At 57.8% G+C, this 13,423-nt stretch carries 12 protein-coding genes; 9 read left to right on the top strand and 3 right to left on the bottom strand.

The window, feature by feature from the left end:
• Position 1 precedes the first annotated feature (1 nt).
• Complete coding sequence (gene hisC, locus K0F75_RS13125) at positions 2 to 1,054, top strand: histidinol-phosphate transaminase (RefSeq protein WP_219062286.1); 1,053 nt, start codon at positions 2 to 4, stop codon at positions 1,052 to 1,054.
• Positions 1,055 to 1,124: 70 nt separating this feature from the next.
• Here the strand turns inward: hisC and algW are convergent, their stop codons facing one another.
• Positions 1,125 to 2,282, bottom strand: a complete 1,158-nt coding sequence (algW, locus tag K0F75_RS13120) for a Do family serine endopeptidase AlgW (RefSeq protein WP_219062285.1) — start codon at positions 2,280 to 2,282, stop codon at positions 1,125 to 1,127.
• A 114-nt stretch (positions 2,283 to 2,396) separates the two neighbouring features.
• On the opposite strand from algW, the gene K0F75_RS13115 reads away from it, so the two are divergent.
• The 4 genes from K0F75_RS13115 (at position 2,397) to K0F75_RS13100 (ending at position 6,821) form a co-directional block, all read left to right on the top strand.
• A complete protein-coding gene (locus tag K0F75_RS13115; RefSeq protein ID WP_219062284.1) occupies positions 2,397 to 3,155 on the top strand; it encodes a Nif3-like dinuclear metal center hexameric protein in 759 nt (252 codons plus the stop codon).
• A 135-nt stretch (positions 3,156 to 3,290) separates the two neighbouring features.
• Entirely contained in the window at positions 3,291 to 4,208 is a 918-nt protein-coding gene (gene cysD, locus K0F75_RS13110; RefSeq protein ID WP_219062283.1) for a sulfate adenylyltransferase subunit CysD, read from the top strand.
• Between the two features lie 14 nt (positions 4,209 to 4,222).
• The gene (cysN, locus tag K0F75_RS13105) at positions 4,223 to 6,118 is read left to right on the top strand and encodes a sulfate adenylyltransferase subunit CysN (protein ID WP_219062282.1); all 1,896 of its coding nucleotides are present in this window, start codon (positions 4,223 to 4,225) and stop codon (positions 6,116 to 6,118) included.
• A gap of 199 nt (positions 6,119 to 6,317) precedes the next feature.
• Positions 6,318 to 6,821 (top strand): hypothetical protein, encoded by a 504-nt coding sequence (locus K0F75_RS13100; RefSeq protein WP_219062281.1) that lies wholly within the window; start codon positions 6,318 to 6,320, stop codon positions 6,819 to 6,821.
• A gap of 501 nt (positions 6,822 to 7,322) precedes the next feature.
• Here the strand turns inward: K0F75_RS13100 and K0F75_RS13095 are convergent.
• Positions 7,323 to 7,757 (bottom strand): YhcB family protein, encoded by a 435-nt coding sequence (locus K0F75_RS13095; RefSeq protein ID WP_219062280.1) that lies wholly within the window; start codon positions 7,755 to 7,757, stop codon positions 7,323 to 7,325.
• Positions 7,758 to 7,896: 139 nt separating this feature from the next.
• On the opposite strand from K0F75_RS13095, the gene K0F75_RS13090 reads away from it, so the two are divergent.
• From K0F75_RS13090 to zapE, 3 genes are all read left to right on the top strand, one after another.
• Complete coding sequence (locus tag K0F75_RS13090) at positions 7,897 to 8,532, top strand: alpha/beta hydrolase (protein ID WP_219062279.1); 636 nt, start codon at positions 7,897 to 7,899, stop codon at positions 8,530 to 8,532.
• 54 nt (positions 8,533 to 8,586) lie between these two features.
• Positions 8,587 to 9,930: a tryptophan--tRNA ligase gene (locus tag K0F75_RS13085; RefSeq protein WP_219062278.1), complete on the top strand. Its 1,344-nt coding sequence runs from the start codon at positions 8,587 to 8,589 to the stop codon at positions 9,928 to 9,930.
• 67 nt (positions 9,931 to 9,997) lie between these two features.
• Positions 9,998 to 11,092 (top strand): cell division protein ZapE, encoded by a 1,095-nt coding sequence (gene zapE, locus K0F75_RS13080; RefSeq protein ID WP_219062277.1) that lies wholly within the window; start codon positions 9,998 to 10,000, stop codon positions 11,090 to 11,092.
• Positions 11,093 to 11,131: 39 nt separating this feature from the next.
• Here zapE and K0F75_RS13075 read toward each other — a convergent pair whose 3' ends face one another.
• Entirely contained in the window at positions 11,132 to 12,052 is a 921-nt protein-coding gene (locus K0F75_RS13075; protein ID WP_219062361.1) for a GlxA family transcriptional regulator, read from the bottom strand.
• Between the two features lie 219 nt (positions 12,053 to 12,271).
• Here K0F75_RS13075 and K0F75_RS13070 point away from each other — a divergent pair, with 219 nt between their 5' ends.
• Positions 12,272 to 13,408, top strand: coding sequence for an acyl-CoA dehydrogenase family protein (locus K0F75_RS13070; protein WP_219062276.1), 1,137 nt, complete (start codon positions 12,272 to 12,274; stop codon positions 13,406 to 13,408).
• The last annotated feature ends 15 nt before the right edge of the window (positions 13,409 to 13,423 follow it).

Here is a 13,423-nt window from a genome sequence, read left to right as displayed (position 1 = left end):
CATGAGCAAATTCTGGAGTCCTTTCGTCAGCGGTCTGGTGCCTTATGTGCCGGGCGAGCAGCCGAAGCTGACCAAGCTGACCAAGCTCAATACCAACGAAAACCCGTATGGGCCATCGCCAAAAGCATTGGCGGCGATGCGCGCCGAGCTCTCCGACGACCTGCGCCTGTACCCGGACCCGAACAGCGACCTGCTTAAGCAGGCGGTTGCCAGGTATTACGGCGTGCAGGGCAATCAAGTGTTTCTCGGCAATGGCTCCGATGAAGTGCTTGCTCACGCCTTCAACGCGTTTTTCAAGCACGATCTACCCCTGCTTTTTCCGGATATCAGCTACAGCTTCTATCCGGTGTATTGCGGTTTATACGGGATTGATTTCACCGCAGTGCCGCTGGACGAGCACTTCCAGATTCGTCTCGAGGATTACGCGCAGCCTAACAGCGGCGTCATTTTCCCCAATCCGAATGCGCCAACCGGTTGCCTGCTGGCGCTGGACGCCATTGAGCAGTTGCTCAAGGCCAATACCGAATCGGTAGTGGTGGTGGACGAGGCATACATCGACTTTGGCGGCGAAACCGCGATCAGTCTGGTGGACCGTTACCCGAATCTGCTGGTCACGCAAACCCTGTCCAAGTCGCGTTCGCTGGCGGGGCTGCGGGTAGGTTTGGCGGTGGGGCATCCGGACCTGATCGAGGCGTTGGAGCGGGTCAAGAACAGCTTCAACTCTTATCCACTGGATCGTCTGGCGATTGTCGGTGCGGCAGCTGCGTTTGAAGACCGTGAGTATTTCGACGCCACCTGCAAGGCAGTTATCGACAGCCGTGACGCGTTGGTCGAGCAGTTGAAGGGCAAGGGTTTCGACGTATTGCCTTCAGCGGCCAACTTCATCTTTGCACGTCACCCGCAGCATGACGCAGCGGGGCTGGCGGCCAAGTTGAGGGAGCAGGGCGTTATCGTTAGGCACTTTAAACAGGAACGCATCGCGCAGTTCCTGCGGATCAGCATTGGCACGCCAGAGCAGAATCAGGCGTTGCTGGACGGCTTGGGCGAGCTCTGATTTATAAGGCTTGCCAGAAAAACCGTGGGCGCGAACTCATTCGTTCCCACGGCCTGCCTGATGTACCGTGTTATTCCTCTGTTGCTGGCTTCGTAAGCGGCGGCGGACGCAAGCCGACCTCAGCGGTCAGCTTGAGATCCTTGCCGTTGCGCATAACCTCAATGTCGACTTTGTCGCTGGGCTTGGTGCGCGCTACCTGATTCATCGAGCGCCGCCCATCGCCGGCAGGTTCGCCGTTAATGCTCAGAATCACGTCGCCCAGTTGCAGGCCGGCTTTTTGCGCCGGACCGTCCTGGAAAATACCGGCTACCACGATGCCGGGGCGGTCTTTCAAGCCGAAAGACTCAGCCAGATCCTGGGTCAGTGGCTGAACTTCAATCCCTAGCCAGCCGCGAATCACCTGGCCGTGCTCAATGATTGCTTTCATTACCTCCAGCGCCAGTTTGGTCGGAATCGCAAAGCCGATGCCTTGCGAGCCACCGGACTTGGAGAAAATTGCCGTGTTGATCCCGGTCAGATTGCCGGTGGCATCCACCAGCGCACCGCCGGAGTTGCCGGGGTTGATCGCCGCATCGGTCTGAATGAAATCTTCGTACGTATTGAGGCCCAGTTGATTGCGCCCGGTGGCACTGATGATGCCCATGGTCACTGTCTGGCCGACCCCGAACGGGTTGCCGATGGCCAGCGCTACGTCGCCGATACGGATGTTGTCGGAGAGGGCGATGGTGATCGCGGGCAGATTCTTCAGGTCGATTTTCAGGACCGCCAGATCGGTCTCAGGGTCGCTGCCAATTACTCGGGCCAATGTTTCACGGCCGTCCTTGAGTGCCACGACGATCTGATCAGCGCCCGCGGTCACGTGGTTGTTGGTCAGCAGGTAGCCTTCCGGGCTCATGATCACGGCTGAACCGAGGCTCGACTCCATGCGCCGCTGTTTGGGCAGGTTGTCGCCGAAAAAGCGTCTGAACTGCGGGTCTTCGAACAGCGGGTGACTTGATTTGTTGACCACTTTGGTCGTGTACAGGTTGGCCACGGCAGGTGCGGCGATGCTGACCGCATCGGCATAGGACACCGGACCCTTCTGCACCGTAGACGACTGCGGCGCCTGTTGCAGGTTCACGTCTTGGCTGGGCAGCCCCACCCATTGCGGGTAGCGCTGAATAACCAGCAGAGCGATGAGCACGCCGGCCAGCAACGGCCAGCCGAAGAAACGCAGTGCCTTGAGCATTGAGCAAAGTCCTGATGATTGCCAAGCGCAGCAGCTTTTTGCCTGAGCTGCGCCATAATGGCGGGCATTATACGAGTACCGAGCAGCGCTGAACTGCATATTTAGGAGTCTTTTATGGCTGTTGCCCTGAGCACCCTGGTCGAGGAAGCGGACCGCTATCTGAATAGCTCGCGGATCCAGGATTATTGCCCCAACGGATTACAAATCGAGGGCCGCCCGCAAGTGATGAGGATCGTCAGCGGTGTCACTGCCAGCCAGGCCTTGCTCGATGCCGCGGTCGAGGCTCAGGCGGATTTGATCCTGGTGCATCACGGCTACTTCTGGAAGGGCGAGAATCCTTGCATCACCGGCATCAAGCAGCGTCGCCTGAAAACATTACTCAAGCATGACATTAGTCTGTTGGCTTACCACTTGCCGCTGGACCTGCACCCAGAAGTCGGGAATAACGTGCAACTGGCTCGTCAGCTGGACATCACCGTCGAAGGGCCGCTGGACCCGGACAATCCGCGCATCGTCGGGCTGGTCGGTTCGTTGGCCGAGCCCGTGACGCCCCGTGACTTCGCCCGGCGCGTGCAGGACGCGCTGGGTCGAGAGCCGCTGCTGATCGAAGGCAGCAAAATGATTCGTCGGGTCGGGTGGTGCACCGGGGGTGGTCAGGGTTATATCGATCAGGGTGTACTGGCCGGTGTCGATCTGTACCTCAGTGGCGAGGCATCCGAGCAGACGTTCCATAGTGCGCGGGAAAACGACATCAGTTTTATCGCCGCCGGTCACCACGCCACCGAGCGCTATGGTGTTCAAGCGCTGGGGGATTACCTGGCGCGACGCTTTGCGCTGGAGCATCTGTTCATCGATTGTCCCAATCCGATTTGATGACCCAAACGAGGCGATCTATTCATAGAACGTTTCGATCTAGCTCGCCCCCTGAATAGAAGCAGGCGCTGTGCTAGAGTGCCCGGCTCGAACACGGCCCGCTGGCCGTCCATCCGTACGTTTTCGTGAGTAGCTATGGTCGACAAACTGACGCATCTGAAACAGCTGGAGGCGGAAAGCATCCACATCATCCGCGAGGTCGCCGCCGAGTTTGATAACCCGGTGATGCTGTACTCCGTCGGTAAAGATTCCGCCGTAATGCTGCACTTGGCGCGTAAAGCGTTCTTCCCGGGCAAATTGCCGTTTCCGGTGATGCATGTCGATACCCGGTGGAAGTTCAAGGAAATGTACAGCTTCCGCGACCGCATGGTCGAAGAGCTGGGCCTGGATCTGATCGTGCACGTCAATCCAGACGGCGTGGCGCAGGGCATCAGCCCCCTGACTCACGGCAGCTCCAAACACACCGATATCATGAAGACCGAAGGCCTCAAGCAGGCCCTCGACAAATACGGCTTCGATGCCGCGTTTGGTGGTGCTCGCCGCGATGAAGAAAAGTCCCGCGCCAAAGAGCGTGTGTATTCCTTCCGTGACAGCAAGCACCGTTGGGACCCGAAGAATCAGCGTCCCGAGTTGTGGAACGTGTACAACGGCAAGGTCAACAAGGGCGAGTCGATCCGGGTATTCCCGCTGTCGAACTGGACCGAGTTGGATATCTGGCAGTACATCTACCTCGAAGGCATCCCGATCGTACCGCTGTATTTTGCGGCCGAGCGTGATGTGATCGAGATGAATGGCACCCTGGTCATGATCGACGACGAGCGTCTCCTGAATCACCTCAGCGATGAGGACAAGGCGCGTATCGTCAAGAAGAAAGTGCGTTTCCGTACACTTGGCGACTACCCGTTAACGGGCGCGGTTGAGTCCGAGGCGACCAGCCTCACGGACATCATTCAGGAAATGCTCCTGACGCGAACGTCCGAACGCCAGGGCCGAGTCATCGATCACGATGGCGCCGGTTCCATGGAAGACAAGAAACGTCAGGGCTATTTCTAAACAGGGTGTCTCACATGTCGCATCAATCAGAATTGATCAGCGAGGACATCCTCGCCTATCTGGGCCAGCACGAACGTAAAGAACTGCTGCGCTTTCTCACCTGCGGTAACGTCGACGACGGCAAAAGCACGCTGATCGGCCGCCTGCTGCATGACTCCAAGATGATCTACGAAGATCACCTGGAAGCCATTACCCGCGACTCGAAAAAAGTCGGCACCACCGGCGACGATATCGACCTGGCGTTGCTGGTAGACGGCCTGCAGGCCGAGCGTGAGCAGGGCATCACCATCGATGTCGCGTATCGCTATTTCTCCACCGCCAAACGCAAATTCATCATTGCCGATACCCCGGGCCATGAGCAGTACACCCGCAACATGGCCACCGGTGCGTCGACCTGTGACCTGGCGATCATTCTGGTGGACGCCCGTTACGGCGTGCAGACCCAGACCCGCCGCCACAGCTTCATCGCTTCGCTGTTGGGCATCAAACACATCGTCGTCGCCATCAACAAGATGGACCTGAAGAACTTCGATGAAGGTGTTTTCGAGTCGATCAAGGCCGATTACCTGAAGTTTGCCGATGGCATCGCGCTCAAGCCGACCACCATGCATTTCGTCCCGATGTCCGCGCTGAAGGGCGACAACGTGGTCAATCACAGCGAGCGTTCGCCGTGGTACACCGGCCAGACGTTGATGGAGATTCTCGAGACCGTAGAGTTTGCGGCTGATCGCAACTTCACCGACCTGCGTTTCCCGGTGCAGTACGTTAACCGTCCAAACCTGAACTTCCGTGGTTTCGCCGGTACCCTGGCCAGCGGCATCGTGCACAAAGGCGATGAAATCATCGTGTTGCCGTCCGGCAAGACCAGCCGGGTCAAATCCATCGTCACCTTTGATGGCGAGCTGGAACACGCCGGTCCAGGCCAGGCAGTGACCCTGACCATGGAAGACGAAGTCGACATCTCCCGTGGCGACTTGCTGGTGCATGCCGACAGCATTCCGCAGATCACTGACACCTTCGATGCGATGATGGTGTGGATGGCTGAAGAGCCGATGCTGCCGGGCAAGAAGTACGACATCAAGCGCGCCACCAGCTACGTGCAGGGCTCTGTTGCCAGCATCGCCTACAGGGTCGACGTCAACACGTTGGCCGAAGGCCCGGCCAGCGCATTGCAGCTGAACGAAATCGGTCGGGTCAAGATCAGCCTCGACAGCGCGATTGCGCTGGATGGTTATGACAGCAACCGCACCACGGGTTCTTTCATCGTCATCGATCGGTTGACCAACGGCACCGTTGCCGCGGGCATGATCATCGCCCGCCCAGTCGTTGTCGGTGGTAGCCACCACGACCACAAGGCTCACGTTGCCACTGAAGAACGTGCGCGGCGTTTCGGTCAGCAGCCTGCCACGGTATTGTTCAGCGGCTTGTCCGGCGCTGGCAAAAGCACCCTGGCCTATGCCGTTGAACGCAAACTGTTCGACATGGGCCGTGCGGTCTACGTGCTTGACGGCCAGAACCTGCGCCATGACCTGAACAAGGGTCTACCGCAGGACCGTGCCGGGCGTACCGAAAACTGGCGACGTGCCGCGCACGTGGCGCGTCAGTTCAACGAAGCGGGCCTGCTGACACTGGCGGCATTCGTTGCGCCGGACGCCGAAGGTCGCGAACAGGCTAAATCGCTGATTGGCGATGATCGTCTGATCACCGTTTACGTCCAGGCTTCGCCAGCGGTCTGCCGCGAGCGTGATCCGCAGGGTCTGTATGCCGCCAATGGCGACAACATTCCGGGTGAATCCTTCGCGTATGACGTGCCGTTGAATGCCGATCTGGTGATCGACACTCAATCGCTGTCACTCGACGACAGCGTCAAGCAAGTCCTGGAACTGCTACGCAGCCGCGGCGCGATCTGATCGCTGTTCGCTGACAAAAGACCCTGCGAAGGAGTGATTCTTCGCAGGGTTTTTTATTGCGTGTAAGTTGTACGTTAGATGATGTTTTGTGTGTGTCGGAGCGCAAAATAATAGTCTGGGTTGTCTATATATACGTATGGCGTGAGCGAGGTATTAATCTGATCGAGTGGGTACTCAATTATTGTTTGTAGAGGCAAGTATGAGTATTCAGTATGTTCCGTTTCAGGGGAGTGGTTTCTCGGTATTACCACCCAATCAGGTTATGTCACCAGGGCAATTTCTTGTATCTCCGAATGGGCGCTTCCGATTGGAGTTGCAAGGCGATGGAAATTTGGTGATCAAGGATCACGGCGTGGTTGCCTGGGTTGCCGACACTAGCCAGCCTTATAGCAAGACTCTGTCCTCTCGAAAGAAAATGGTTGGGGCTCCGCGCTTTGTTGTGAGCAACAGTGGCTTCTTGTATGACAGCCTCCGGAGCCGCACCTGGATTGCCGAGAGCAGCCATGCGCGTGACAAGTCAGTCTGGTATAACAGCTATTTGGCCTTGCAGGATGACGGGAATATGGTCATCTACGACAACCGAACAGGGGCCTTATGCTGGGCTCGCTTTGGGTTTGTACCCGGCCGCCTCCCATGGCCAAAAATGTATAAAGTCTTGTTTCAGTCAGATGAGCGACCCATCTGGAAGTTTGATATCTGGTGATTTTTCAAGGGCATGATACTAGACGCCACTGTCAGGCGTTCTCGGCGTGCGGCACACTCAGGTAAATCAGGGTTCATGTCGCATTTGAAATTGAGATCGGGGAAGCAGCGGCGATAGCAGTCTTCCGATATGCAGCCTGAAACTAGTATGCAGGTGACGATCGTTACGATTGTTTTCATATGTCCTCCGAATTTCGGAAGAGCATAATTTCAGGTCGAGATGTTATATAGACTCCGCAGTCCGAAAGTGATGTAGGAAAAATCTATATCGAATTGCTGTCACTCGACGACAGCGTCAAGCAAGTCCTGGAACTGCTACGCAGCCGCGGCGCGATCTGATGGGGATGAGGCGGTGTGTCTGACACACCGCCATCGCGGGCAAGCGCTTCTACAGGTTTGCTGCACATAAAACCCTGTGGGCCTGTTTGCAACTACGCGTCCCGCCCAAATAAAAAAACCGCCGCTCGGTCAGAGCGGCGGTTTTTTGTGTTTGGAGCTCAGTTTATTTTTTCAAACCGTAATGCTCATCGAGCATGCCGGGGGCATTCGGTGTTTTGGGCGCGTAATCCTTCGGCGCTTCTGTGGTGCGGGGTGGGGTCAGGCGGTCGCGAGGCGCTTGTGCTGCATCGGCGTGCAGGCTGGCCAGCAAACGTTGACGTGTCACTTCATCCAGCGCCAGGCGGTTGGCACCATCGGAGAGATGGTCCTGTACTTCCTGGAAATTCTGCGAAAGCTTGTTCACCAGGGTTGCCGTGCTGTTGAAGTGGGTAACCACCTCGTTCTGATAACTGTTGAAGCGCTCCTGAACATCATCCAGCTGACGCTGCGTGCTGTTAGGGGCGGCGCCGGGTAGCAGACGTGCGACCAGGAAACCAACGACGACGCCGACAACCAGGGCAAGCGTCGGCAACAACCAAACTAAGAGCGAGAGTTCCACGAGTCCTTCCTCTATAAACGGCTTTGCTTTACGTTAACGGCTCGAACCTGCGCTGTATACCGTGGCACGCTCACGGGTATGCAAGTCACAGACTATCAGCTAGACGAGTCGACCCATTTCGAGGTCACGGAGTTCATTCTTGCTCATCCGCGAAACCCCTGTATTGATTGATGGCCCGGTAGGCCAGCTTGAAGCCCTTTACCTCGATCTTGAGGACGCACGCGGCATGGCGCTGATCTGCCATCCTAACCCGGTGCAGGGTGGAACCATGCTCAATAAAGTCGTGTCGACGTTGCAGCGCACTGCTCGCGACGCCGGTTTGATCACCTTGCGCTTCAATTATCGCGGGGTTGGCGCCAGCGCTGGCGCACACGATATGGGCTCTGGCGAAATCGACGACGCCGAAGCCGCAGCACAATGGTTGCGCGAGCAGCATCCCGATCTGCCGATCACGCTGTTCGGGTTTTCCTTCGGCGGCTTTGTCGCGGCCAGCCTGGGCGGACGCCTGGAAGCCAAGGGTGAGCAGTTGAGTCATCTGTTCATGGTGGCGGCGGCGGTGGCGCGTCTGGGTAATGAGCATGTACTGCCGCAGAACTGCCCGCTGACCCTGATTCAGCCCGAAGCTGACGAGGTGGTCGACCCGCAAGCGGTTTACGCGTGGTCCGACGCCCTTGAACGCCCCCATGAGCTACTGAAAGTGGCAGAATGTGGGCACTTTTTTCATGGCAAGCTGACCGAACTCAAAGAGCTGGTCCTGCCGCGCCTTTCGAATTGATTGCAGCCACAAGCGCCTGACTCCATAGGCGCCTAACCCTATAAGCGACTAGCCATGACCACTCGTATCCTGACCGGTATTACCACCTCCGGCACGCCACACCTTGGCAACTACGCCGGCGCCATCCGTCCGGCCATCGTCGCCAGCCGCCAGAGCGGTGCCGATTCGTTCTATTTCCTGGCCGACTACCACGCGCTGATCAAATGCGATGACCCGCTGCGCATTCAGCGCTCGCGTCTGGAAATCGCGGCGACCTGGCTGGCTGCTGGCCTTGACGTGAATCGGGTCACTTTTTATCGCCAGTCGGATATCCCGGAAATCCCTGAGCTGACCTGGCTGCTGACCTGCGTCGCGGCCAAGGGCTTGCTCAATCGTGCGCATGCCTACAAGGCCTCGGTGGATAAAAACGTCGAAGCTGGCGAAGACCCGGACGCAGGGATCACCATGGGCTTGTACAGCTACCCGGTGCTGATGGCCGCCGACATCCTGATGTTCAACGCGCATAAAGTGCCGGTCGGTCGTGACCAGATTCAGCACGTCGAAATGGCCCGCGACATCGGTCAGCGTTTTAACCATCTGTTCGGCAAGGGCAAGGAATTCTTTGTCATGCCCGAAGCCTTGATTGAGGAGAGCGTCGCCACGCTGCCGGGTCTGGACGGGCGCAAAATGTCCAAAAGCTACGACAACACCATCCCGTTGTTCAGTAGCCCCAAGGACATGAAAGAGGCGATTTCGCGCATCGTTACTGACTCACGTGCGCCGGGTGAAGCCAAGGATCCTGATAATTCGCACCTGTTTACGCTCTATCAGGCCTTCGCAACGCCCGAGCAAGGCGCTGAGTTCCGTTCTGAGCTGTTGCAGGGCCTGGGTTGGGGCGAGGCCAAGCAGCGCTTGTTCCAGCTGCTTGAGGGCGAGCTGAGCGAGGCGCGTGAGCGCTACCACGGGTTTATGGAGCGTCCGGCCGATCTGGAAGACATTCTTCTGGCCGGTGCGGAAAAAGCACGCAGCGTTGCAACGCCGTTTCTCGGTGAGTTGCGTGAGGCCGTCGGCCTGCGTTCTTTCCGTAGCGTCGTCCAAAGCGCGGATAGCGGTAAGAAAAAAGCAGTGAAGGGCGCGCGTTTCGTCAGCTTCCGTGAAGACGACGGCAGTTTCCGTTTCCGGTTGCTGGCTGCCGATGGCGAGCAATTGCTGCTGTCGCGCAATTTTGCCGACGGCAAGACGGCGGGTGCCGTCAGCAAGCAGTTGCAGCAAGGCGGCGAACTGGACCTGCGCAGTGAGGATGACCGTTTTAGCGTATGGCTGGAGGGGGCTTGTGTGGCAGACAGTCCGCTGTTTTCCGACAGCGTTGCGCGTGACGCGGCCATCGAAAACCTGAAAACGGCACTGACACCGCAATAGGTCTGATTGCCATTTTCAAGGGCCGTCGCTACAGTGGCGGCCCGTTTTTGTTGCCTTGCTAACGAATATGACTCCCCTAGAACGATATCAAGCTGATCTGAAAAACCCTGACTTCTTCCATGATGCCGCGCAGGAAAACGCTGTGCGCCATTTGCAGCGCCTGTACGACGATCTGGTCGCCGCGCAGCAGAACAAGCCAGGGATGTTCGGCAAACTGTTCGGCAAAAAAGAACAGGTGCCCGTCAAGGGCGTGTACTTCTGGGGTGGCGTTGGCCGGGGCAAGACGTACCTGGTCGATACCTTCTTCGAAGCCTTGCCGTTCAAGGCAAAGGTGCGCACTCACTTCCACCGCTTCATGAAGCGTGTGCACGAAGAGATGAGGACTCTCAGCGGCGAGAAGAACCCGCTGGTCCTGATCGCCAAGCGTTTTTCCGATGAGGCGCGGGTGATCTGTTTCGATGAGTTTTTCGTTTCGGACATCACCGACGCGATGATTCTCGGCACCTTGATGGAAGAGTTGTTCAAAAACGGCGTTACTCTGGTCGCTACGTCGAACATCGTGCCGGACGGTCTGTACAAGGACGGTCTGCAGCGCGCGCGCTTCTTGCCTGCCATCGCCCTGATCAAGCAGCACACCGAAATCGTTAACGTCGACAGCGGCGTGGATTATCGTCTGCGCCATCTGGAGCAAGCCGAGCTTTTCCATTTTCCGCTCGATGCTGCCGCCGAGGAGAGCCTGCGCAAGAGTTTCCGTGCGCTGACCCCGGACTGCGCCCAGGCGACCAAAGACGACGTGCTGATGATCGAGAATCGTGAGATTCGCGCGCTGCTGACGTGCGATGACGTGGCCTGGTTCGATTTTCGTGAGCTGTGCGACGGCCCGCGCAGCCAGAACGACTACATTGAACTCGGAAAAATCTTCCACGCCGTGTTGATCAGCGGCGTCGAGCAGATGAGTGTGACCACTGACGATATCGCTCGACGCTTTATCAACATGGTCGACGAGTTCTACGACCGCAACGTCAAGCTGATCATTTCCGCCGAGGTTGAGCTAAAAGACTTGTACACCGGTGGGCGCCTGAACTTCGAGTTCCAGCGCACGCTCAGCCGTCTGCTGGAAATGCAGTCCCACGAGTTCCTGTCGCGGGCACACAAGCCGTAGGGCTGGATGCACAGCCTTCGTAGGGTGTGCCCATTCAACTCAAGCTGCTTGCAGAAACTGTTGTCGATACTGATTCGGTGACAGTTCGGTGTGCTGGCGAAAGAGCCGGGCAAAGAAGCTGGCATCGTCGTAGCCGACTTCGTAGCTGATGGTCTTGATGCTTTTGCGGGTGCCGGAAAGCAGGCCCTTGGCGGTTTCGATGCGCAGCCGTTGCAGGTAATGCAGGGGCTTGTCTCCCGTGGCGGTCTGGAAGCGGCGCATGAAGTTGCGGATGCTCATGCTGTGTTCGCGGGCGACATCTTCGAAGCGAAACTTGTCAGCAAAATGCTCTTCGAGCCATTGCTGTATCTGCAGAATGATCACGTCCTGATGCAGTTTTTGCCCGCCGAAACCCATTCGTCCCGGCGAATAATTGCGCTGCACCTCGTAAAGAATGTCGCGGGCTACGGCTTGCGCGACATTGGCCCCGCAGAAGCGCTCGATCAGGTAGATGTACAGGTCACAGGCTGACGTCGTGCCGCCCGCGCAATACACATTGTCCGCGTCGGTCAGGTGCTTTTCCTGATTGAGGAGTACTGCGGGGAAGCGTTCGCCAAACTCGCTGAAGAATCGCCAATAAGTGGTCGCCTCCTTGCCATCGAGCAGGCCTGCCTGCGCCAGCCAGAAAACGCCGCTGGCTTCGCCGCACAGCACGGCGCCCTTGGCGTGTTGCTCGCGCAGCCATGGCAAAACCTGGGGGTAGCGCAGGCACAGTGCATCGAAGTCATCCCAGAACGCGGGCAGGATGATCACGTCGCTCTGTTCCAGGCCGCCATCCACGGGCAGGATCACATCGCTGAAGCTGCGCACCGGGAGCCCGTCAGGGCTGACGATCCGGGTTTCGAAGGTCGTCTTGAGGCCCTGGCCCAGCTGTTTGCCGTAGCGCAGGCTGGCGAGATGGAAAAAATCTTTGGCTTGCATCAGGGTTGAAGCGAACACCCCTTCAATGGCCAGGATGCTGACGCGCCGCAGGGGTGCGGAGTGTTGGGTAGACATAATTCTTTTGTTCTTATATGGGAAAGTGGTCAAACAACGGCTGGATCGTCTTATTTTTTGGCGGATGTGTCCAGTGTCCTCGCGCAGGTCATCGGCTTAGGCTCTGCATGCCAATCCGGGCTTACCCACTTTCGCAGGTGCCGCATGATCCCTAGAACCCTGTTCAGCTCCGAGCACGAACTTTTCCGTAGCAGCGTGCGTAAATTTCTCGAACAGGAGGCCGTGCCTTTTCATGCTCAATGGGAAAAACAGGGCTACATCGACCGTGCGCTCTGGAACAAGGCGGGGGAGCAGGGGATGCTGTGCTCGCACCTGCCCGAGGAATATGGCGGCATGGCGGCTGACTTCCTTTACAGCACCGTGGTGATCGAGGAGGTCGGTCGGTTGGGTTTGACCGGCATTGGTTTTTCCCTGCACTCGGACATCGTTGCGCCGTACATCCTGCATTACGGCAGCGAAGCGTTGAAGCTCAAGTACCTGCCTAAACTGGTGTCGGGCGAGATGGTGACCGCGATTGCGATGACCGAGCCGGGCGCAGGCTCGGACCTGCAAGGGGTGAAAACAACCGCCGTGCTGGACGGTGACGAGTATGTGATCAACGGCTCGAAAACGTTTATCACCAACGGATTTCTGGCCGATTTGGTCATTGTGGTGGCGAAAACCGACCCCAAGGCGGGCGCCAAAGGCACCAGTTTGTTCCTGGTTGAAGCCGATACACCGGGCTTCGCCAAGGGTAAGCGTCTGGAAAAGGTCGGGATGAAGGCGCAAGACACGTCTGAACTGTTCTTCCAGGACGTGCGTGTGCCCAAGGAGAACCTCTTGGGGCAGGCAGGCATGGGGTTCGCGTACTTGATGCAGGAATTGCCGCAGGAGCGCCTCACCGTCGCTATAGGGGCCTTGGCATCGGCTGAGGCGGCGTTGGCGTGGACGTTGGCGTACACCCGTGAGCGTAAAGCGTTCGGCAAGGCGATTGCCGAGTTCCAGAACACCCGCTTCAAACTCGCCGAAATCGCGACCGAAGTGCAGATCGGCCGCGTATTCGTTGATCGTTGCCTGGAGCTTCATTTGCAAGGCAAGCTGGACGTGCCGACGGCCGCGATGGCGAAATATTGGTGCACGGACCTGCAATGCAAGGTGCTCGACGAGTGCGTGCAACTGCATGGCGGCTACGGCTTCATGTGGGAATACCCGATTGCCCGGGCCTGGGCAGATGCTCGGGTACAGCGAATTTACGCCGGGACCAACGAAATCATGAAAGAGATCATCGCCCGGGCGTTGTAACGCAGGTTGGCGCCG

Origin of the sequence: Pseudomonas sp. UMAB-08 (assembly GCF_900095225.1) — a bacterium.
In the GTDB taxonomy this organism is placed as follows: domain Bacteria; phylum Pseudomonadota; class Gammaproteobacteria; order Pseudomonadales; family Pseudomonadaceae; genus Aquipseudomonas.
Note: the sequence above shows the minus strand (reverse complement) of the source record. Positions and strands in the feature narration are given on the sequence as shown.

Bases quoted from the DNA above. Each gene is read 5' to 3' on its own strand.
- hisC (WP_219062286.1), top strand. From the start codon at position 2: ATGAGCAAATTCTGGAGTCCTTTCGTCAGCGGTCTGGTGCCTTATGTG.
- K0F75_RS13070 (WP_219062276.1), top strand. From the start codon at position 12,272: ATGATCCCTAGAACCCTGTTCAGCTCCGAGCACGAACTTTTCCGTAGC.
- K0F75_RS13100 (WP_219062281.1), top strand. From the start codon at position 6,318: ATGAGTATTCAGTATGTTCCGTTTCAGGGGAGTGGTTTCTCGGTATTA.
- K0F75_RS13075 (WP_219062361.1), bottom strand. From the start codon at position 12,052: ATGCAAGCCAAAGATTTTTTCCATCTCGCCAGCCTGCGCTACGGCAAA.
- zapE (WP_219062277.1), top strand. From the start codon at position 9,998: ATGACTCCCCTAGAACGATATCAAGCTGATCTGAAAAACCCTGACTTC.
- algW (WP_219062285.1), bottom strand. From the start codon at position 2,282: ATGCTCAAGGCACTGCGTTTCTTCGGCTGGCCGTTGCTGGCCGGCGTG.
- cysN (WP_219062282.1), top strand. From the start codon at position 4,223: ATGTCGCATCAATCAGAATTGATCAGCGAGGACATCCTCGCCTATCTG.
- cysD (WP_219062283.1), top strand. From the start codon at position 3,291: ATGGTCGACAAACTGACGCATCTGAAACAGCTGGAGGCGGAAAGCATC.
- K0F75_RS13115 (WP_219062284.1), top strand. From the start codon at position 2,397: ATGGCTGTTGCCCTGAGCACCCTGGTCGAGGAAGCGGACCGCTATCTG.
- K0F75_RS13085 (WP_219062278.1), top strand. From the start codon at position 8,587: ATGACCACTCGTATCCTGACCGGTATTACCACCTCCGGCACGCCACAC.